This is a genomic window from Streptomyces sp. Qhu_M48 (genome assembly GCF_051305195.1).
GTDB lineage: Bacteria > Actinomycetota > Actinomycetes > Streptomycetales > Streptomycetaceae > Streptomyces.
The window spans coordinates 3,094,528-3,115,130 of sequence record NZ_CP195432.1 but is presented as its reverse complement, the minus strand read 5'-3'; the positions used below and the strand labels follow the sequence as shown (position 1 = coordinate 3,115,130).

Genomic DNA, 20,603 nt, shown 5'->3' with positions numbered 1-20,603 from the left:
GCCGTCGGGCCCGGCCCACGCCCGCTCCGTCACGGCGTCGTCCCTGACACCTCCCCCGGCGGGGTGTCAGGGCCTCCGCCTCAGGACAGGGGGATGGTGCCGGTGGTGAAGGGCAGGTCGAAGGTGGCGGCGGCGTCCAGGCCCGTCCCTCTGAGGAGCCGGCTGCGGAGCCCGAGCGTCCCTCCGGCCCGGAGCGTCACTTCGCCCACCGGGTCGTCGTGCACCGAGGTCTCCGCGCCGGCTCCGCCGTCGACGTACTGCACCGAGTCACTGATCTGCATGGGTCCTCACTCGTCCTTCGTGTTCGCAGGAGTGGTGGTCGTACCGAGCCGTGCGGGTGGAGCGGTGGGAAGGGTGGAGCGGTGGAACAGTCCGGAGGTCCCCGGAGGTCGTGGCGCCGGTCAGCCCGGTTCGGGGCCCGAGCCGGGCGGGCTCAGGAGGAGCAGCGACGGTACCCGCTCCGGGAACCCCGCCCTGAGGAGCCCGTGCCCGATCCCCGCGAGACCGGTCAGCAGGCCGGGGTGCGGAACCCCGTCCGGGGCGCCGCTCCGGGCATCGTGCTCCTCGACGGAGGCGAGGAGCGCCCCGGCCCGGCGGATCCAGTGCGGGCGGGCCTCCGGGAGCGCTCCGTGGCCCAGGAGTTCGCAGACTCCGGCCTCGCCGTGGCACAGGCTGTCGTCGGGAGCCGGCCGGTCACGGCCCAGCTCCTCGACGGCCCCGCGGGACCAGGCCGCGAGGTACGGGTCGTCCAGCGCTCCCGGCGCGTCCAGCACGGCGAGGGCGACACCGGCGTCCCCCCGGCACCAGGCCGAGCCCCGGCTGCCGTCCGGGCCGGCGCCGACGGCCGTACGGAGGGCGGACAGACCCGCGGTCCTGTACCGCTCGACGGCCTCGCCCCCGTACGCGGACCCGTCTCCGGCCCAGGGCTCCGTCTCGGCCCGGGCGAACCGCAGCAGGGCCCAGCCGATGCCGGCGGCCCCCTCGGCGAAGCCCCGCCCGACACCCGTGACATCGACCTCGGCGAGCCGGTCCGCGCACTCCCGTGCCGTCCGCCGGAGGTCCCGGTCCGTGTGCTCCGCCCCGCCTCCGACACCGGCCCCGTGGACGGCCAGCAGGGAGACGAGGCCGCCGGCGAGCCCCGCGCCCACCCCGTACTCCCGCTCCGCCCGGGTCGCGGCGGTGGCCAGGCGCAGCGCGTTGGCGGCCCAGGAGGCGACCTCCGGGTCGTCGAGCAGCCGGGCCGTCCCGGTGAGCGCGTAGGCGATGCCGCCGAGACCGGAGAAGGCACCCGAGCCCACGGCGCCGAGGTCCTCGGGCCGGGCGCTCAGCGCGTCGAGCAGGACGGGCACCGGCGCCAGGGCGGTTCGGGCCGCCTCCGCGTAGTGCCCGGCCCCGGTCAGCGCCGCCAACTGGGCCAAGAACAGCGCCGGTCCGGTGTAGCCGCCGGCCAGATCGGCCGGCATCGGGCCGATCCGCCAGTAGCGGTCGTCCAGGAGTTCCAGTCCGATCCAGTTGCTGCGCGGTCCGTCGCGGTACGCGAGGGAGACGAGCTGGTCGCCGACGGAGCGGGCCGCCGACAACAGCCGCTCCGGCTCCGGGGCGCGGTCCGCGGTGCTGGTGCGCCGGCCCTCGGCGGGCCGGTGCGCGGCGGCACCGGAGGTCGTGGCCATGGCGGCCCGCACGATCCATTCCTGGTCCTGCCGGTCGACGGTGTCCAGGGCGCCGATCTTCGCGGCGACGCGCTCGGTCCCGGGCAGGTCCGTGCGTCCGGTCGGCAGCCGTTCCGGCGCGCCCCACAGATGGTCCCGGCCCGGGCGGGCGGTGAACAGGGGCACGTCTCCCGACCAGAGCTGGGCGATCTCCTCGTCGACCAGGCCGGGTTCGAGGACCGCGCCGAACGGGTCGGTCCGCAGGGTCTCCAGGACCCGCTGGCGTTCGTCCGCGTCCTTCAGGAGTCCGGGGTGCGTCGACTCGTCGAGCAGCATGCTGTAGATCCAGGTGGGACGTACCACCACCCGCACCTCGTCCTCGGCGAAGTCCTTCAACAGGCGGGTCCCGTGCAGGAGTTCCTCCCGGGCCGCCCCGATCGCCGTGTACGCGGCACGGAACCCGGCGCAGAGCGCCTCGACGTGGGCGCCCGGCTCGACGGGCCCGCCGCCCGCCAGGTGGGGCCTGTTGGCGGATTCGCCGAACGTCCCGGCCCTGCGCACCAGACGCATCCGGTCGGTGCCGGCCTCGGCCCAGTCGGGCCGGTCGACGGGCGACACCGCCTCGTGGCCGCCGCCGACCGCCGACACGTCCAGAGCGCTGTGGTCACCCACGAGGAGCTGCGGCAGCAGTCCGACCCGGTACACCGAGTCGTGGAGCGCGCGGCCCGCCGGATCCTCCGTGGCGGCGACCGGCAGCGGCGGGTGGAACAGGGTCTCCACGTCGACGAGGACCGGGTGGGCGCCGACGGCGATCAGGTTCTCGTGGTGCAGGTCGGTCCCGTCGAGCAGGTGCAGCAGGGCGAGCAGCGCGCCCTGGCGGCGGTAGAACGTCTCGACCTCCTCGGCGGAGGCGCAGGGGTGGGCGACGACGAACTCCACCCACCCGTAGTCGCCCCGGTCGAGCAGCCGCAGGGTACGGAGGTCCACGGCGCCGGGCAGCGTGTTGTACCAGGTGACGAGGGCGTTGAAGTGGCGGTGGACGGCGAGAGGCCTCGGCTTGTACACCAGCCGGGTCCCGTCGGCGAAGCGCAGCAGCATCACGCTCCGGCCGTTCCGGTGTCCGTCGCCGGCACCGGGCTCGATCCCGACGAGCAGTCCCGGCCCCTGCCGTCCGGACGCACCAAACTCATCGGGCTCGAAGCCCTCGTCAGCCGCGTCGGACTCACCGGACGCGGGGGACACACCGGACGCGGACGCATGAGGTTCACAGGACGCAGGGGGTTCACCGGACGCATGGGGTTCACCGGACGCGCCCGACGGGTCCGATGCGCTGGACGCGCCGAGAAGGCCGGCGGTCACTCGGGGGCGGTCGTCCGCCCACCGCTCCAGGGCCTCCGCCACGGCGTCCGCCGAGTCCAGCACCGCCCGCCCCAGGATCCGCGCGAGGACCGGGCGCCCGGCCAGCAGGGCGGACAGACCGCGCCGGGACGCGGTCCGGGCCAGGAAGTCCCGGAACCGGGCCCGCGTGTCGTCCCCTTCGAGCAGCCCCGCGGTCCGCGCCTCGTGCAGCTCCAGGACCAGCGTCCGCGCGGCCGCCCGTGCCAGCCTGCCGCTGAGCTGCCGCTGCAGGTCGTCCCGTACGGCGGCCAGGTCCACGAGCTTCCGGGCCCGCTCCGACAAGCGCCGTTCCAGCCGCTCCCCCGCACGGACGGTGAACGGCCTCAGGACCCACTCGAAGCCGCTCAGTCCCGGATACTCCCCCTCGGGCGCCACGGCCTCTCCGGGCGCGGCGGCCACGGCATCCTCGGCCAACACGGCCCAGTCGGGGCGCCCTTCGCCCGCTTCGCCACGGACGAGACCGGCGCCCCACCACCGTACGGCCGCCGACAGCGAAGCCTCGGCCCGCCCGTGTCCGACCTGCACCGCCATCCCCCCTCCTCCGCCACCGGGCCCATCGCTCCGCGACACGTCCGATCCTGGTACGGGGGGCGCCTCCTCGGCATGGGGAACAACCCCCCATGTTTGTGCCCTCGAACGAATTCCGGCCCAGGACCTGGCCCTAACCCTGCCCCTGCCCCTCGCCGAAGAACCGGATCATCCCCTCAAGCCCCTGCTCGCCGAACATGGTCTCCAGGGCTGCGGCGGACGCGGCGGCGGACTCCTCGGCGCGCGGGAACAGCGCCTCCTCGTACGCGGCCAGGGCGGCCTCCCCGTCGCCGGGGTGGGCGGCGATCGCCCGGCCGAGTTCGGCTCCGTCGAGCATCGCCAGGTTGGCGCCCTCGCCCGCGAACGGGGACATCAGGTGGGCGGCGTCGCCGAGCAGCGTCACGCCCGCGACCCGGTCCCAGCGGTGTCCGACCGGCAGGGCGTGGACACGGCGGGGCACGAGCGCGCCGTCGGCGTCTGCGACCAGGCCGCGCAGGCTCTCGTCCCAGCCCTCGAAGAGGGACAGGACGGCGGCCTTGGCGGCGGCGGTGTCGCCGAAGTCGATCGTGTCGAGCCACTCCTCGCCGGTCCTGAGCGCGGTGTAGACGTGGAGGCTGCCGTCGGTCTCCCGGTGCGCGAGGAAACCGCGCCGGTCGCCGAGGGAGAGGAGGAATCCGCCTCCGACGATCTTGGTAGCCCGCGGGTGGCGGGCGTCGGCGTCGAGCAGGTCGGTCTCGACGAAGGAGATGCCCGCGTAGGCGGGGGTGGCGGCCGAGACCAGCGGCCGGACGCGTGACCAGGCTCCGTCGGCGCCGATCAGGAGGTCGGTGGTGAGGGTCGATCCGTCGGCGAACGTCACCTCGTGACGCCCGTCGCCGAGCGCGCGGGCGCCGACGGCCTTCCGGCCCCAGCGGATCGAGTCGGCCGGGATCGAGGCGAGGAGCAGGTCGCGGAGTTCTCCCCGGTCGACCTCGGGCCGGTCACCGGTGCCGTCGTCCTCGTGGGAGACGTGGACGGTGCCGTCGGGGCCGACGAGACGCATGGCCTGGCCGCCCGGGTGGACGAGGGCGCGGAAGCGGTCGTGGAGCCCGGCGGCGCGGAGCGCCCGCTGTCCGCTGTCCTCGTGGATGTCGAGCATGCCGCCCTGGGTGCGGGCCTCGGGTGAGGCCTCCCGTTCGAAGAGGGCGGCCTCGACGCCGTTGACGTGCAGGACCCTGGCAGCGGTGAGGCCGCCGAGGCCTCCACCGATGATCGCGATCGGGACGTGGGTGCTCATCCGGTGCCTCCAGGGGTTCGTGTCCGTGTGTCGCTCCGACCCCTCCAACCTAACGAACATGTTCGTCACGAACAAGTTCGGGAACGTCGAGGCGCGGTTGCGGGGAGGGGTGAAGGGTGGAGTGACCTGCGGCGAACGTGTTCGTTACGATCGAGGCATGGACGTCGAGCGAGCACCGATCAGCCGCCGGGAGCGCCCGGCCAAGCCCGCCCTGACCCGGCGCGGGATCGTCGACACCGCCGTGCGGGTGATGCGCGCCGAGGGGCTGGACAGACTGACCATGCGCCGCCTGGCGCAGGAGCTCGACACCGGACCCGCCTCGCTGTACGTCTACGTGGCCAACGCCGCCGAGCTGCACGCGGCCGTCCTGGACTCGCTCCTGGGCGAGGTCGATCTGGCCGTCGAGGAGGCCGGGGAGGGGTGGCGCGAGCAGCTCGCCGCGGTGCTCGCCTCGTACACCCGCGTCCTGTTCGAGCACCCGCCGCTGGCCCGCTCGGCCCTGGTGGCGCGGCCCAGCGGCGAGAACTACCTGAACCTCGTCGAGCGGGTCCTGGGTCTGCTCTCGCGCAGCGGCGCCGCCGCCGACCAGGTCGCCTGGGGGGTGGACCTCCTGCTCCAGTACGCCACGGCAGGCGCGGCGGAGCACGGGACGCAGCACCGTGAACCGTCGGCCCAGGAGGACTGGAACGCCCTGACGGGCGCCGTGCGCGCGGCGGACGCGGCCACCCTTCCGATGATCAGCGCCCATATGCCGGCACTGCTCTCCGGCCCTCCCGAGCACCGGCTGTCCTGGGGCTTCGACGTGCTCGTCAACGGCATCGTCGGCACACCCCTCCCCCACACGGCGGACTGACCCGCCCGCCGCGCCCGCCCGCCGCGCCCGGAAGACACGCCCGGGGAAGCGCACACCCAGGGCAGGTCGGCCCCCGGGGTAGCCGCGCCCGGGGAATCGCGTGCCCGGGGGCTCAGGCGAAGGCGCACCCGGGGAAGCGCGCGCCCCGGGCTGGGCGCGCCCAGTGGACACGGATCAGGAGGACACCCGGTCCTGGAGGGCCGACTTCCAGGCGGGGGCGGGGGCGGTGGGCTTGCTCTCGGGGCGTCGGCCGCCCTGGGCGAAGAAGTCGACGAGTGGCAGCAGGGCCGCTCCGACGGTGACGGCCTCCGGGCCGAGGGTGCCGAGGCCGACGGCGGTGCGGCTTGCCGGGTACTTCAGGGCGTACTCCTTCGCGTATCCGGTCACGGTCTCCAGGAAGCGGGTGCCGAGCTGGAGTCCGGCCCAGCCACCGACGAGGATGCGCTCGGGCTGGAAGAGGTTGATGAGGTCGGCGAAGCCGGCGCCCAGGTACTCGGCGGTCTCCGCCAGGACGGCGAGGGCGGTCACGTCGGGCTCCGCCCCCGGGTCCGGCGGATAGGCCGCCGCCAGCATCGCGGTCAGGGCCGTCTCCTCGTCCGCGCCGGCCGGGGGCCGCCCGCCCGCCTCCCGCCACCGTTCGAGGAGGGCCTCCGCGCCGGCGTACGCCTCCAGGCAGCCCTGGGCGCCGCAGCGGCAGCGGCGCCCCCGGACCCGTACCGTCAGATGACCCCATTCGAGCGCCCGTCCGGGCCCCATCGGGTCCGTGAGCACACAGGCGCCGACGCCGGAGCCGAAGAGGACGACCACCGCGCTGCGGGCGCCCCTGCCCGCGCCGAACCACATCTCGGCCTGGCCGAGGGTCTTGGCCCCGTTGTCGATCCAGTACGGCACGGACTCGGGCAGGTCGACGGCGGCGCGGAGGAGGCGCTCGAAGGGGACGGCGTCCCAGCCGACGGTCTGGCCGTGGACGACGGCGCCGTCCTCGGCGTCGCGGGCGACGATGCCGGGGACGCCGACGCCGACCCCGATGAGGCGGTCGGCGGGTACCTCCGCGGTACGCAGCACCTCCGCGATGCCCTCCCGGAGGTGGTCGACGACGAGGGCGACGTCGTAGCGGGCCGTACGGGGTCCGGAGCAGGCCAACGGGCGTTCGGCTCGGGCGAGTTCGGTGAGGGTGAGGTCGAACAGCTCGATCCTGACCCGGGTTTCGCCGATGTCGACCCCGATCATGAAGCCGCTCGCGGGGGTGATCCGGACGAGGGTGCGGGGGCGTCCGCCGGCGGAGTCGACGCTGCCGGCCTCCTCGACGAGGCCGTCGGCGACGAGTTCGGCGACCACGTTGCTGACGGAGCCCGAGCTGAGTCCGGTCGCGGGACCGAGCGTGAGGCGGCTCATCGGTCCGTCGAAGTACAGCCTGCGCAGAACGGCGGTGCGGTTCTCGCGCCGCAGGTCACGCACCGTACGGCCAGTTCTCGCGTGCACTTTGGTCCCCGTCTCTGAAGTCGTTCGTTGCAACATACCCGCAGCACAAGCCTTGACGCGACCTTCTCATGGGGTTTAACTCACATCCTAAATTAAGCCGATGTTACGGCGAGGCCTCCAGAAGCCCACCCTCATCGGCAGCCCCCTCGTCCCTGAAAGGGCCCAGGAGCCATGCGCAGAATCAGAGCCGCTGTCACCGGTGCCGTCTCCCTCTCCCTCGCCTTCACCGCCACCGCCTGCGGCGGTGGTGAAGGGAGCGAGTCGTCACCGAAGACCCTCACCTACTGGGCCTCGAACCAGGGCGCCAGCCTGGAGGTCGACAAGAAGGTCCTGCAGCCCGAGCTCGACCAGTTCGAGAAGGAGACCGGGATCAAGGTCAAGCTGGAGGTGATCCCGTGGTCCGACCTGCTCAACCGGATCCTCACCGCGACCACGTCCGGCCAGGGCCCCGACATCCTCAACATCGGCAACACCTGGAGCGCCTCGCTCCAGTCCACCGGTGCCCTCCTGCCGTGGGACGCGAAGAACCTGGAGGCCATCGGCGGCAAGGACCGCTTCGTCGACTCCGCGCTCGGCTCCACCGGCGTCGCCGGCGAGGACCCGGCCGCCGTTCCGCTCTACTCCATGGCGTACGCGCTCTACTACAACAAGCAGATGTTCAAGGACGCGGGCATAGCCAAGCCGCCGACCACCTGGGACGAGGTGATCGCGGCCGGCAAGAAGCTCAGCAAGGACGGCAAGGCGGGGATCGGGGTCGAGGGCTCCAACCTCTCCAACAACATCCACCAGGTCTTCGTCCTCGGCAAGCAGCACGGGGCGGACTTCTTCACCGCCGACGGCAAGCCGGACTTCACCTCCGACGGGGCCGTCGCCGCCGTCAAGCAGTACATCGACCTCATGGCCGTCCACAAGGTCGTCGCCCCCGGCAACGCCGAGTACGCGCAGAACCAGTCCCTCAGCGACTTCGCCAAGAACAAGACCGGCATGGTCCTGTGGCAGACGCCGTCGCAGACCTTCTCCGCGCAGGGCATGGGCCCGGAGGAGTGGGGCGTCGCCCCGGCCCCGGTCCCGTCGGGCAAGCCCGGTCAGGGCGCCCAGACCAACTCGATGGTCGCCGGCATCAACCTGGCCGTCTTCAAGAACACCAGGAACCTCGACGGCGCGCTGAAGTTCGTGAAGTACATGACGAGCGACGAGGAGCAGATCGTCCTCAACAAGGCGTACGGCTCGGTCCCGCCGGTCAAGAGCGCCCAGAAGGACCCCGGCTTCTCCGACCCGTCGCTCGCCGTCATCCGCGACACCCTCGCCACCAGCGCCGCCGCCCTGCCGCAGGTCCCCGAGGAGTCGCAGTTCGAGACGGTGGTCGGCACCGCGGTCAAGGAACTGTTCGCCGACGCCGCCGCCGGTCGCCCGGTCACCACGGAGTCCGTGAAGGCCAAGCTCGAAAAGGCCCAGCAGCAGATGCCCAAGAAGTAGGCCGCCCCACCATGACCGAGACCGCCGTCGCTCAGCCGACCGAGCCGGCGGTGCGCAAGGCCACACCCGGAGAGGCACCCGCACCGCGCCGCTCCGGGCGTCGCCGCATCGCACTGCCCTACCTGCTGCTCCTCCCCGCCCTGCTCCTCGAACTCCTCGTCCACCTCGTCCCGATGCTCATGGGCATCACGATGAGCTTCAGGGAACTCACCCAGTTCTACATCCGGAACTGGTCCGAGGCTCCCTGGTCGGGTCTGGACAACTACACCGTCGCGATCGACTTCGACGCCCCCGTCGGCCAGGCGCTCCTCAAGTCCTTCCTGACGACCTGTCTGTTCACCCTCCTCTCCGTGGGGCTGTGCTGGATCCTCGGAACGGCCGCCGCGATCTTCCTCCAGGAGAACTTCCGGGGCCGCGGCTTCCTCCGGACCCTGTTCCTCGTCCCGTACGCGCTGCCCGTCTACGCCGCCGTCATCACCTGGGCGTTCATGTTCCAGCGGGACAACGGCCTCATCAACCACGTCCTCCACGACCAGCTCGGCATCGGCGACAGCCCCGCCTTCTGGCTCATCGGGGACAACAGCTTCTGGGCCCTGCTGATCGTCTCCGTGTGGAAGGGCTGGCCCTTCGCCTTCCTCACCGTCATGGCGGGACTTCAGAACATCCCCCGGGACATGTACGAGGCGGGCGCGCTCGACGGCGCCGGGGTGTGGAAGCAGATCCGGCACATCACCCTGCCGTCGCTGCGCTCCGTCAACCAGGTCCTCGTGCTCGTCCTCTTCCTCTGGACGTTCAACGACTTCAACACGCCGTTCGTGCTCTTCGGCAAGGCGGCACCCGAGGCCGCCGACCTGATCTCCCTGCACATCTACCAGTCGTCCTTCCAGACGTGGAACTTCGGCACCGGCTCGGCCATGTCCGTGCTGCTGCTGCTCTTCCTCCTCGTCGTCACGGGCGTCTACCTCCTGCTCACCAGCCGCGGAAGGAAGACCTCCGATGTCTGAGCACGCATCCCGGCGCGCGGCCCCGCGCTCCCCCATGGCGGCGCCCCGCTCGTTCCTCTGGACCCGGCGGATCTTCCTCACCCTGCTCACCGGCTTCGTCGTCCTGCCGGTGTACGTGATGATCTCCAGCTCCCTCAAACCGCTGAAGGACGTCTCGGGGAAGTTCGAGTGGATCCCCTCCGGGCTCACGCTCCGCCCGTACGTCGACATCTGGGAGACCGTCCCGCTCGCCGACTACTTCGTGAACTCGATCGTCGTCGCGGGCGCGGCCACGGTGTTCTCGGTGGTCGTCGCGATCTTCGCCGCGTACGCCGTCAGCCGCTACAGCTTCCGCGGCAAGCGGGTCTTCACGGTGACGGTCCTCTCCACGCAGATGTTCCCCGGCATCCTCTTCCTGCTGCCGCTCTTCCTCATCTACGTCAACATCGGCAACGCCACCGGCATCGCCCTGTTCGGCTCCCGCGAAGGCCTGATCCTCACCTATCTGACCTTCTCGCTGCCGTTCTCCATCTGGATGCTGACCGGCTACTTCGACTCGATCCCGCGCGAGCTCGACGAGGCCGCCAAGGTCGACGGCTGCGGGCCGATCAGCGCGCTGTTCCGCGTCATCGTCCCGGCCGCCTCCCCCGGCATCATCGCCGTCGCCGTCTACGCCTTCATGACGGCCTGGGGCGAGGTCCTCTTCGCCTCGGTCATGACCAACGACACCACCCGCACCCTCGCCGTCGGTCTCCAGGGGTACGCCACCCAGAACGACGTCTACTGGAACCAGGTGATGGCCGCCTCCCTGGTGGTGAGCGTCCCCGTCGTCGTCGGTTTCCTGCTCCTCCAGCGCTACCTCGTCGCCGGCCTCACCGCGGGTGCGGTCAAGTGACGTCCCTCTCCACACCGATCACGAAGAGGTTCTCCGTGTCCGAATCCACCGACTCCTCCACCTCGCTCGACCTGGAGGCCTTCCCTCCGGAGTTCGCCTGGGGCACCGCGACCTCCGCCTATCAGATCGAGGGCGCCGTCGCGGAGGACGGCCGGGCGCCGTCCATCTGGGACACCTTCTCGCGCGTCCCCGGAGCCATCGACAACGGCGACCACGGCGACACCGCCTGCGACCACTACCACCGCTGGCCCGAGGACATCGCGCTGATGAAGGGCTTCGGCACCGACGCCTACCGGCTGTCCGTCGCCTGGCCGCGCGTCGTGCCCGGCGGTGACGGCCCCGTCAACGCCGCCGGCCTCGACTTCTACGACCGGCTCGTCGACGGCCTCCTCGACGCCGGGATCACCCCCTCCGTCACCCTCTACCACTGGGACCTCCCGCAGGCCCTCCAGGACCGGGTCCAGGACAGCCACGGCGGCTGGACCGAGCGGGCCACCGCCGAACACCTCGCCGCGTACGCCTCCGTCGTCGCCGAGCGCCTCGGCGACCGGGTCACCCAGTGGGCCACCCTCAACGAACCGCTCTGCTCGGGCTGGATCGGCCACCTGGAGGGCCGCATGGCCCCCGGCCTGACCGATGTCACGGCCGCCGTCCGCGCCTCCTACCACCTCCTCCTCGGGCACGGCCTCGCCACCCAGGCCATCCGCGCCGCCGCCCCCGGGGCCCAGGTGGGCCTGGTCACCAACCACTCCACCGTCGAAGCGGCCTCCACCCGGCCCGAGGACGTCGCCGCCGCCGCCCGCGCGGACGGCCACACCAACCGCTGGTGGCTCGACCCGGTCTACGGCCGCGGCTTCCCCACCGACATGCGCGAGCTGTACGGGGTCGAACTCCCCGAGAGGCCGGGCGACCTGGAGACCATCGCCGCGCCGCTCGACTGGCACGGTCTCAACTACTACTTCCCGGTCACCGTCGCCGACGACCCGTCGGGCCCGGTCCCGTACGCCCGTGAGGTACGCCTCCCCGACGTGCCCCGCACCGGAATGGACTGGCAGATCGACGCGGGCGGCCTGGAGGCCTTCCTGCTGCGGCTCACCGACGACTACGGCGTGCGGAAGCTGTACGTCACCGAGAACGGCTCGGCCTTCCCCGACACCGTCGGTCCCGACGGCGCGGTCCACGACCCGGAGCGCACCCGCTACCTGGAGGAGCACATCGCGGCCTGTGCCCGCGCCGTGCGCAAGGGCGCCCCGCTCGCCGGGTACTACGCCTGGTCCCTGCTCGACAACTTCGAGTGGGCGTACGGCTACGACAAGCGCTTCGGCCTCGTCCACGTCGACTACGCGACGCAGAAGCGGACCGTGAAGACGAGCGGCCACCGGTACGCGGACATCGTCCGCGCCCACCGCGAGGCGACGGCCGGCTGACGTCAGAGCCACGTCATGACCGTCGTGAAGGCCGCTCCGCCATGGTGGTTTCCAGGGGACGTCGCAACACATGGTCGTGTCGATCAGGCCGCGAGCAGTCCACGCAGGCGCTCGGCTGGGGATTCCCGGCCGAGCGTTTCGCGTGGACGGCGGTTGAGCCGGCCGGCGACGGCGGCCAGGGTCAGGTGGAGTCGCGGACGACGAGTACCGGCTCGAACACCTTCGAGGCCGGCTCGGCGCCGCCGGCGTCGAGCCGCTCCACCAGGAGTCCGGCCATCGCCGCCGCCATGGGCTCGACCGGCTGACGCACGGTGGTCAGCTGCGGCCGAGGCCTGCGCGCGGCCACGGAGTCGTCGAAGCCGACGACGGCCACCGCGCCGGGGACGGCCACCCCGTGCTCGCGCAGGTACTGGCAGGCACCCCGGGCCATCAGGTCGTTCGCGGCGAACACCGCGTCGGTCTCCGGGTGTTCCCTCAGCAGCCTCGCCATCGCGCGCCTGCCGCTGTCGACCGTGAACCGGCCCCGTACGACGGGGACCGACGTCACCCCGTGGGCCGCGAACACCTCGCGGAAGCCGTCGAGGCGTTCGCCCGCCGTGGGGGCGGTGGCCGGTGCGGCGATCGTGGCCGGGCGCCGCCGGCCGGTGGCCCACAGGTGCTCGGCGGCGAGGCGCGCGCCCGCCGCGTTGTCGAGGTCGACGAAGCCCACGTTCTCGCCGTCGCGGGGGCGGCCGAACAGCACGGTGGGGAGACCGGCCGCCACGAGCATGGCGGGCAGCGGGTCGTCCTCGTCCAGCGGCACCACGAGGGCTCCGTCGGCACCGCCCTGCCGCAGGTACTCGACGAGCTGGGCCCTGGCCTGCTCCGACTCCGCGACGAGGAGCACCGGCTGGATCGCGCGCTCGCGCAGGACCGGCAGGACGCCGTCCACGACCCGCCCGAAGAAGGGGTCGGAGAACACGCGCGTGGTGAAGCCGCTGCCCGTCGCGGAGAGCACGAGGGCGACGGTTCCGGTGCGCCGGGTCACGAGGGAGCGGGCGGCCTGGTTGGGCGTGTAGCCGATGCGGGCGATCGCGTCGCGCACGCTGCGCTGGATGTCGGGCGCCACGTTGCGCACGCCGTTGACGACGCGGGACACCGTGGCTCGCGATACTCCCGCCTCGCGTGCGACGTCTTCCAGTGTCGGTCCTCGATTCCCCACCCACGCACTGTAGCCGCGGCGTTCCCCCAGGCCCGCGCGGGTTCGGGTCGACACTTAATGAAAGCCAAAAGAAAAGTCGTGTCACACGCCTTGACCGTCAACTCGCCCTGCGGGCAAGGTTTCGGGAGAGCGCTCTCCCACGTTTCCCCCATGTATCCAGAGGAGACCCCATGTCTTCCGTCGGGTCCCCGCCGGTCTTCCGGCGACCCGCCTCACGCGTCCGTCGGGCCACCGTCGGCGCACTTGTGACGTCACTGGCCGGCAGCCTGCTCGCCCTCGCCCCCGCCACGACGGCACAAGCGGCCCCCACCCTGCTCTCCCAGGGAAAGACCGCCACCGCCTCCTCCACCGAGGGCGGCGCCTTCACCGCCTCCGCCGCCGTCGACGGCAACCTCACCGGCACCCGCTGGGCCAGCGCCTGGCAGGACGCCCAGTGGATCCAGGTCGACCTCGGCAGCAGCGCCACGCTGAGCCACGCGGTCCTCACCTGGGAGGCCGCCTACGGCAAGAGCTACGACATCCAGGCCTCCGACAACGGCACCGACTGGCGCACCGTCACCTCGGTCACCGCGGGTGACGGAGGCACCGACAACGTCACCCTCTCCGGGACCGGCCGCTACCTCCGGATGAACGGCCACACCCGGGCCACCGGATACGGCTTCTCCCTCTGGGAGTTCCAGGTGTTCGGCACCACCGGTGGCGGCGGCGGTCCGCAGCTGCCCGGCGGTGGCGACCTCGGCCCCAACGTGCACGTCATCGACCCCGCCACGCCCGGTGTCCAGGCCAAGCTGGACCAGGTCTTCCAGGAGCAGGAGTCGGCCCAGTTCGGCAGCGGCCGGCACGCCTTCCTCTTCAAGCCCGGCACGTACAACAACCTGAACGCCCAGATCGGCTTCTACACGCAGATCGCCGGCCTCGGGCTGCGACCCGGCGACACCACCATCAACGGCGACGTGACCGTCGACGCCGGCTGGTTCAACGGCAACGCCACCCAGAACTTCTGGCGCGGCGCGGAGGGCCTGACCCTCAACCCGGTCAACGGCACCAACCGCTGGGCCGTCTCCCAGGCCTCCTCCTTCCGGCGCATGCACGTCAAGGGCGGCCTCAACCTGGCGCCGAACGGCTACGGCTGGGCCTCCGGCGGCTACATCGCCGACTCGAAGATCGACGGCCAGGTCGGCAACTACTCGCAGCAGCAGTGGTACACCCGGGACAGCGCCATCGGCGGCTGGTCCAACAGCGTCTGGAACCAGACCTTCTCAGGCGTCCAGGGCGCTCCGGCCACCTCCTTCCCCGAGCCCCGCTACACCACGCTGGAGACCACGCCGATCTCCCGCGAGAAGCCCTACCTCTACCTCGACGGCACCGAGTACAAGGTCTTCGCGCCCGCCAAGCGCGTGAACGCCCGCGGCACCAGCTGGGCCAACGGCGCCCCGCAGGGCGAGTCCATCCCGCTCAACCAGTTCTACGTGGTCAAGCCCGGCGCCACCGCCGCCACGATCAACCAGGCGCTGGCCCAGGGCCTGCACCTGCTGTTCACCCCGGGCGTCTACCACGTCGACCAGACCATCAACGTGAACCGGGCGAACACCGTCGTGCTCGGCCTCGGCCTCGCCACGATCATCCCGGACAACGGCGTCACCGCGATGAAGGTCGCCGACGTCGACGGCGTCCGCCTCGCCGGCTTCCTGATCGACGCCGGACCGGTCAACTCCTCGACCCTGCTGGAGCTCGGACCGCAGAACTCCTCGGCCGACCACGCCGCCAACCCCACCACCGTGCAGGACGTCTACATCCGCATCGGCGGCGCCGGCGCGGGCAAGGCCACCACCAGCATGGTCGTGAACAGCGACGACGCCATCATCGACCACACCTGGGTCTGGCGCGCCGACCACGGCGAGGGCTGGGGCTGGGAGACCAACCGCGCCGACTACGGCGTCCGGGTCAACGGCGACGACGTACTGGCCACCGGCCTGTTCGTGGAGCACTTCAACAAGTACGACGTCGAGTGGTACGGCGAGCGCGGCCGCACGATCTTCTACCAGAACGAGAAGGCGTACGACGCCCCCAACCAGGCCGCCATCCAGAACGGCGCGACGAAGGGGTACGCCGCCTACCGGGTCGACGACTCCGTGAACACCCACGAGGCGTGGGGCCTGGGCAGCTACTGCAACTACAACGTGGACCCGACCATCGTCCAGGACCACGGCTTCAAGGCGCCCGTCAAGCCGGGAGTGAAGTTCCACAGCCTCCTGGTGGTGTCCCTCGGCGGAATGGGCCACTACAACCACGTCATCAACGACACCGGGGCGTCCACCATCCCCGCCGGCACCTCGACCGTGCCGTCCACCGTCGTCTCCTTCCCCTGACGGTCCCGCCGGGACGCACCCGCCCGGTGCGTCCCGGCCCCCTCACCCTTCCGGGCGGCGCCAGTCCCCGCCGCGCCGCCCGGAAGGCGATCCCCTCCCCCTCCGTCCAGGAGCCGCCATGACCGCGACCACCACCCCCACGGCACGAAGGCGCACCGGCGCCCGCACCCGCACGACGGGTTCGCTCGTCTCCGTCGGGGCCCTGCTCGCCACCGCCCTCACCTCCGCCACGATGCTGACCGCGGCGCCCGCGACCGCCGCCGAGACCCTCCTCTCCCAGGGGAAGACCGCCACCGCCTCCTCGGCCGAGGGCCAGGCCTGGGCGGCGTCCGCCGCCTTCGACGGCGACCTCACAGGGACCCGCTGGGCGAGCCAGTGGAACGACGCCCAGTGGATCCAGGTCGACCTGGGCTCCCGTACGGACGTCAGCCGGGTCGTCCTGAACTGGGAGGGCGCCTACGGCAAGGCGTACGACATCCAGCTCTCCGACAACGGCACCGACTGGCGCACCGTCAAGTCCGTGACCAACGGCGACGGGGGCACCGACGAGCTCGCGGTCACCGGCGCCGGCCGCTACGTGCGCCTCCAGGGGGTCACCCGGGGCACCGGCTACGGCTACTCCCTCTGGGAGTTCCGGGTCTACGGCGGCGGGACCACGCAGCCCGGGCCGGGCGGCGCCGTCCGGGTCACCGGGAGCCAGGGAGACTGGCAGCTGACCGTCGGCGGACAGCCTTACACCGTCAAGGGCCTCACCTGGGGCCCGGCGATGGCCGACGCCCCCCGCTACATGCCGGACGTCAGGTCCATGGGCGTCAACACCGTCCGCACCTGGGGGACGGACGCCACCAGCAAGCCCCTGCTCGACGCGGCGGCCGCCCACGGCGTCAAGGTGATCAACGGCTTCTGGCTCCAGCCGGGCGGCGGCCCGGGCTCCGGCGGCTGCGTCGACTACGTCACGGACACCGCGTACAAGAACACGATGCTCACCGAGTTCGCGAAGTGGGTCGACACCTACAAGTCCCACCCGGCGACGCTCATGTGGAACGTCGGCAACGAGTCCGTCCTCGGTCTGCAGAACTGCTACGGCGGGACCGAGCTGGTGGCCCAGCGCAACGCGTACACGGCCTTCGTCAACGACGTCGCCAAGAAGATCCACTCCATCGACCCCGACCACCCCGTGACCTCCACGGACGCGTGGACCGGCGCCTGGCCCTACTACAAGCGCAACGCCCCGGACCTCGACCTGTACTCGATGAACTCCTACGGCGACATCTGCGGTGTGCGCCAGGACTGGGCCGACGGCGGTTACGACAAGCCGTACATCATCACCGAGGGCGGCCCCGCGGGCGAGTGGGAGGTGCCCGACGACGCCAACGGCATCCCCGACGAGCCCACCGACGTCCAGAAGGCCGACGGCTACACCAAGGCCTGGAACTGCGTCACCGGCCACCAGGGCGTCGCCCTCGGCGCCACCCTCTTCCACTACGGCCTCGAGCACGACTTCGGCGGCGTCTGGTTCAACCTGCTCCCCGACGGCCTGAAGCGCCTGTCCTACTACGCCGTCAAGAAGGCGTACGCCGGCTCCGTCGTGGGCGACAACACCCCGCCGGTCATCAGCGGCATGACCGTCACCCCCGCCGGATCCGCCCCGGCGGGCGGCGAGTTCACGGTCCGCGCCGACATCCGTGACCCCGACGGCGACGCCGTCACCACCAAGATCCTCCTGAGCGGCAACTACGCCAACGGCGACAAGCGCCTCGTCGAGACGCCGTTCCGCTCCCTCGGCAACAACACCTTCGCCGTGACCGCGCCCGAGAAGCTCGGCGTGTGGAAGGTGTACATCCAGGCCGAGGACGGCCGCGGCAACGCCGGCATCGAGACGAAGTCCGTCAAGGTCGTCGCCCCTCCCGTCGCCGGCACCAACATCGCCCTGAACCGGCCCGCCACGGCCTCCTCCGCCCAGGCCTCCTACGGCGACTGCCCCTGCCCCGCCACCAACGCCACCGACGGCAACACCGCCACCCGGTGGGCCAGCGACTGGAGCGACCCGCAGTGGATCCAGGTCGACCTGGGTTCGGTGCGCTCCTTCAACCGCCTCCAGCTCGTCTGGGACCCGGCCTACGCCCGCGCCTACGAGGTCCAGGTCTCCGACAACGGCACCACCTGGCGGACCGTCCACTCCACCACCACCGGCAACGGTGACATCGACACCATCGCGGCCGGCGCCACCGCCCGCTACGTCAAGCTCCAGCTCACCGCTCGCGGCACCGGCTGGGGCTACTCCCTGCACGAGTTCGGCGTCTACAGCTGACGCGCCGGACCCCCAGGACGGGTGGCGGGGCCTGCCGCTCGGCCCCGCCACCCCGGCACCACCGCACGGGAACCCACCACACCAGTCGCGTGGCGTGTTCGCGTCCACGCGAAACCATCCCCATGGGCAGGAGATCCCCATGAGAGCGAGTCCGAAACGACTCCCCGCACTCCTCCTCGGCACGGCCCTCATCGCCGGCGTCCTCGGCATCGGCACCATCGCCTCCGCCACGGGCCCGGACAGCGGCGCGCCGCCCACCGTCATCACGGCCGGCGCCCACAGCGGTCACACCATGGCCGTGTCCACACAGGCCTCGGGCGACGACGCCGACGGAGACGGCTACATCCCCGCCGTCCCACAGGTCACCGGCGTCACCCCGTCCACGGCCACCCCGCCCCCGGCCTACCACCACGAGTTCCAGGCCGGCTGCTCCGTCACCCACACCGCCCCCGACGACCCGATCGTCTACCCGGGCCAGTTCGGCAAGTCCCACGACCACACGTTCATGGGCAACACGACGACCGACGCCGCCAGCACCACCGGCTCCCTCTACGGCGGGAACACCACGTGCAAGGCGCCGGCCGACGCCTCCGCGTACTGGATGCCCTCGCTGTTCAAGGGTGACCAGAAGATCCTGCCGGTGGGTCCGCAGGTCATCTACTACAAGGCGGGCGTGACGGACTACCGGAGCGTGCGGCCCTTCCCCAAGGGCCTGCGGTTCGTCGTCGGCAACCCGATGCAGACCGCCCAGGAGTTCCGCGCCCACAAGGGCTTCGTCGAGGGCTGGGAGTGCGGTGACAGCTTCTTCAACACCGACATCCCCGCGAGCTGCCCGAGCCGTCCCGACGTGCAGCTCAACCTGCGCATGCAGGCGCCCAGCTGCTGGAACGGCCTCTACCTGGACACGCCCGACCACAAGAGCCACATGGCGTACCCCGTGGTCAAGCCCGGCACCAACGACAACATGTGTCCGGCCTCCCACCCGGTCGCCCTGCCGATGATCGAGTTCAAGATGGCGTGGCCGGTCAACGGCGACATGAGCCAGGTCCGCCTGGCCAGCGGCCGTGGCTACTCCTTCCACTACGACTTCTTCAACGCCTGGGAGGAGCGCACCCTCAAGGCCCTGGTCGACCACTGCATCAACGGTGGGTTGCAGTGCGACACACGGGGCTTCGACCTGTACCGCCCCGAACGCGGCACGGTGCTGAACGCGGACCACCGTCTGCCATGACCCGCCCCCGCCCCTACGGCCCGGACGCCCGCGAGGGCGCCCGGGCCCCTCTCCCGTCCGCCCTCTCGACCCCAGGAGGACCCCGTGACCGCCCCCGCACCGTCCCCCACCGCCGACCACGACGCGCTCATCGACCTCCTCCCCCCGCACTTCCGCTTCGGCGCCGCCACCTCCGCCTTCCAGATCGAGGGAGCCGTCGCCGAGGACGGCCGCACCCCGTCCATCTGGGACACCTTCTGCCGGGTCCCCGGGGCCGTCGACAACGGCGACACCGGCGACGTGGCCTGCGACCACTACCACCGCATGCCCGAGGACGTGGCGCTCCTCGCCGACCTCGGCCTCGACACCTACCGCTTCTCCGTCTCCTGGTCCCGCGTCCAGCCCCACGGGCGGGGCCCGGCCAACCCGGCGGGCATCGGCTTCTACGACCGGCTCGTCGACGAGCTCCTCGCGCGCGGCATCACCCCCTGGCTCACCCTCTACCACTGGGACCTGCCCCAGGAGCTCCAGGACGCCGGCGGCTGGCCCGCCCGCGACACCGCCCACCGCTTCGCCGACTACGCGGAACTCGTCCACGAGCGCCTCGGCGACCGCGTCACCCACTGGACCACCCTCAACGAACCCTTCTGCTCGGCCGTCCTGGGCCACGTCGAAGGCGTCCACGCCCCCGGAGGCCGCTCCCTCGCCGACGGCGTGCGGGCCGTGCACCACCTGCACCTCGCGCACGGCCTCGCGGTGCGGCGCCTGCGCTCCGCCGCCCGCCGCCCCCTCGACCTCGCCGTCACCCACCTCCTCGGCACCAGCGGGCCGGCCACCGACACCGCCACCGACCGGGAGGCCGCCCGCCGGTCCGACGCCCTCGGCTTCCGCTTCTACCTCGACCCGATCCTGCGCGGCCGGTACCCGCGGGACCTCGTGGACGACCTCGCCGCGGAGGGCATCGAGATCCCCGTCCGGGACGGCGACCTGGAGATCATCTCCGCCCCCATCGACACCCTGGGCGTCAACTACTACCGCTCGATGCGCACCTCGGGGGCCGACGAGCACGGTGCCACCGCCGACTCCCGTGGCGTCCCCGTCACCCGTAACCTTCCGCTCGGCGGTCTCCCGGTCACCGGCCTCGGCTGGGAGGTCATGCCGCACGACCTCACGGAACTCCTGCTGCGCGTCTCCCGTGACTACCCCGGCACACCGATGGTGGTCACCGAGAACGGCGCCGCGTACGAGGACCATCCCGACACCCACGGCTACGTGGACGACACCGAGCGCACCGCCTATCTAGCCGCCCATCTGGCCGCCGTCGCCGAGGCCCGGACGCGTGGCGCCGACGTCCGCGGCTACTTCGCCTGGTCGCTCCTGGACAACTTCGAATGGGCCTACGGCTACGACAAGCGCTTCGGCCTCGTCCGCGTCGACTACCCCACCCAGACGCGCACGCCCAAGCGCAGCGCCCTGTGGCTGCGCGACACGGCCCACCGCGTCCGCGGGGGCGCCGGGCACGGGTGAGGCGTGCGCGCGGGGCGG

General features: G+C 72.0%; 14 protein-coding genes. 9 read left to right on the top strand and 5 right to left on the bottom strand.

The annotated features are described in order from the left end of the window. Positions 1–80: 80 nt before the first annotated feature. The 3 genes from ACRRSS_RS14310 to ACRRSS_RS14300 form a co-directional block, all read right to left on the bottom strand. Positions 81–281 carry a hypothetical protein gene (locus tag ACRRSS_RS14310; protein WP_435971587.1) on the bottom strand — a complete coding sequence of 67 codons (201 nt, stop codon included), beginning with the start codon at positions 279–281 and terminating at the stop codon, positions 81–83. A 120-nt stretch (positions 282–401) separates the two neighbouring features. Then, a complete protein-coding gene (locus tag ACRRSS_RS14305; protein WP_435971586.1) occupies positions 402–3,578 on the bottom strand; it encodes a type 2 lanthipeptide synthetase LanM family protein in 3,177 nt (1,058 codons plus the stop codon). 130 nt (positions 3,579–3,708) lie between these two features. After that, positions 3,709–4,851 (bottom strand): FAD-dependent oxidoreductase, encoded by a 1,143-nt coding sequence (locus ACRRSS_RS14300; RefSeq protein ID WP_435971585.1) that lies wholly within the window; start codon positions 4,849–4,851, stop codon positions 3,709–3,711. Positions 4,852–5,008: 157 nt separating this feature from the next. On the opposite strand from ACRRSS_RS14300, the gene ACRRSS_RS14295 reads away from it, so the two are divergent. After that, on the top strand, positions 5,009–5,704 hold the full coding sequence (locus ACRRSS_RS14295; RefSeq protein ID WP_435971584.1) for a TetR/AcrR family transcriptional regulator: 696 nt from the start codon (positions 5,009–5,011) through the stop codon (positions 5,702–5,704). 174 nt (positions 5,705–5,878) lie between these two features. Here ACRRSS_RS14295 and ACRRSS_RS14290 read toward each other — a convergent pair whose 3' ends face one another. After that, positions 5,879–7,186: an ROK family protein gene (locus ACRRSS_RS14290; RefSeq protein ID WP_435971583.1), complete on the bottom strand. Its 1,308-nt coding sequence runs from the start codon at positions 7,184–7,186 to the stop codon at positions 5,879–5,881. A 171-nt stretch (positions 7,187–7,357) separates the two neighbouring features. Here ACRRSS_RS14290 and ACRRSS_RS14285 point away from each other — a divergent pair, with 171 nt between their 5' ends. From ACRRSS_RS14285 to ACRRSS_RS14270, 4 genes are read left to right on the top strand one after another with little or no spacing between them, the layout of a single operon-like run. Then, on the top strand, positions 7,358–8,662 hold the full coding sequence (locus ACRRSS_RS14285) for an ABC transporter substrate-binding protein (protein WP_435971582.1): 1,305 nt from the start codon (positions 7,358–7,360) through the stop codon (positions 8,660–8,662). Positions 8,663–8,673: 11 nt separating this feature from the next. Continuing rightward, on the top strand, positions 8,674–9,666 hold the full coding sequence (locus ACRRSS_RS14280) for a carbohydrate ABC transporter permease (RefSeq protein ID WP_435971581.1): 993 nt from the start codon (positions 8,674–8,676) through the stop codon (positions 9,664–9,666). Positions 9,667–9,700: 34 nt separating this feature from the next. Next, a complete protein-coding gene (locus tag ACRRSS_RS14275; protein WP_351906032.1) occupies positions 9,701–10,540 on the top strand; it encodes a carbohydrate ABC transporter permease in 840 nt (279 codons plus the stop codon). 35 nt (positions 10,541–10,575) lie between these two features. After that, a complete protein-coding gene (locus ACRRSS_RS14270; RefSeq protein ID WP_435971580.1) occupies positions 10,576–11,967 on the top strand; it encodes a GH1 family beta-glucosidase in 1,392 nt (463 codons plus the stop codon). Positions 11,968–12,148: 181 nt separating this feature from the next. On the opposite strand, the gene ACRRSS_RS14265 is transcribed toward ACRRSS_RS14270, so the two are convergent. Continuing rightward, on the bottom strand, positions 12,149–13,168 hold the full coding sequence (locus ACRRSS_RS14265) for a LacI family DNA-binding transcriptional regulator (protein ID WP_435971579.1): 1,020 nt from the start codon (positions 13,166–13,168) through the stop codon (positions 12,149–12,151). A gap of 170 nt (positions 13,169–13,338) precedes the next feature. Between ACRRSS_RS14265 and ACRRSS_RS14260 the strand changes: the two genes are divergently transcribed. The 4 genes from ACRRSS_RS14260 (at position 13,339) to ACRRSS_RS14245 (ending at position 20,585) form a co-directional block, all read left to right on the top strand. Then, on the top strand, positions 13,339–15,537 hold the full coding sequence (locus ACRRSS_RS14260; protein ID WP_435971578.1) for a galactose-binding domain-containing protein: 2,199 nt from the start codon (positions 13,339–13,341) through the stop codon (positions 15,535–15,537). Between the two features lie 118 nt (positions 15,538–15,655). Next, positions 15,656–17,848 carry a discoidin domain-containing protein gene (locus ACRRSS_RS14255; RefSeq protein ID WP_435971577.1) on the top strand — a complete coding sequence of 731 codons (2,193 nt, stop codon included), beginning with the start codon at positions 15,656–15,658 and terminating at the stop codon, positions 17,846–17,848. A gap of 139 nt (positions 17,849–17,987) precedes the next feature. After that, positions 17,988–19,079: a DUF1996 domain-containing protein gene (locus ACRRSS_RS14250; protein WP_435971576.1), complete on the top strand. Its 1,092-nt coding sequence runs from the start codon at positions 17,988–17,990 to the stop codon at positions 19,077–19,079. An 84-nt stretch (positions 19,080–19,163) separates the two neighbouring features. Next, positions 19,164–20,585 (top strand): GH1 family beta-glucosidase, encoded by a 1,422-nt coding sequence (locus ACRRSS_RS14245; RefSeq protein WP_435971575.1) that lies wholly within the window; start codon positions 19,164–19,166, stop codon positions 20,583–20,585. Positions 20,586–20,603 lie beyond the last annotated feature (18 nt).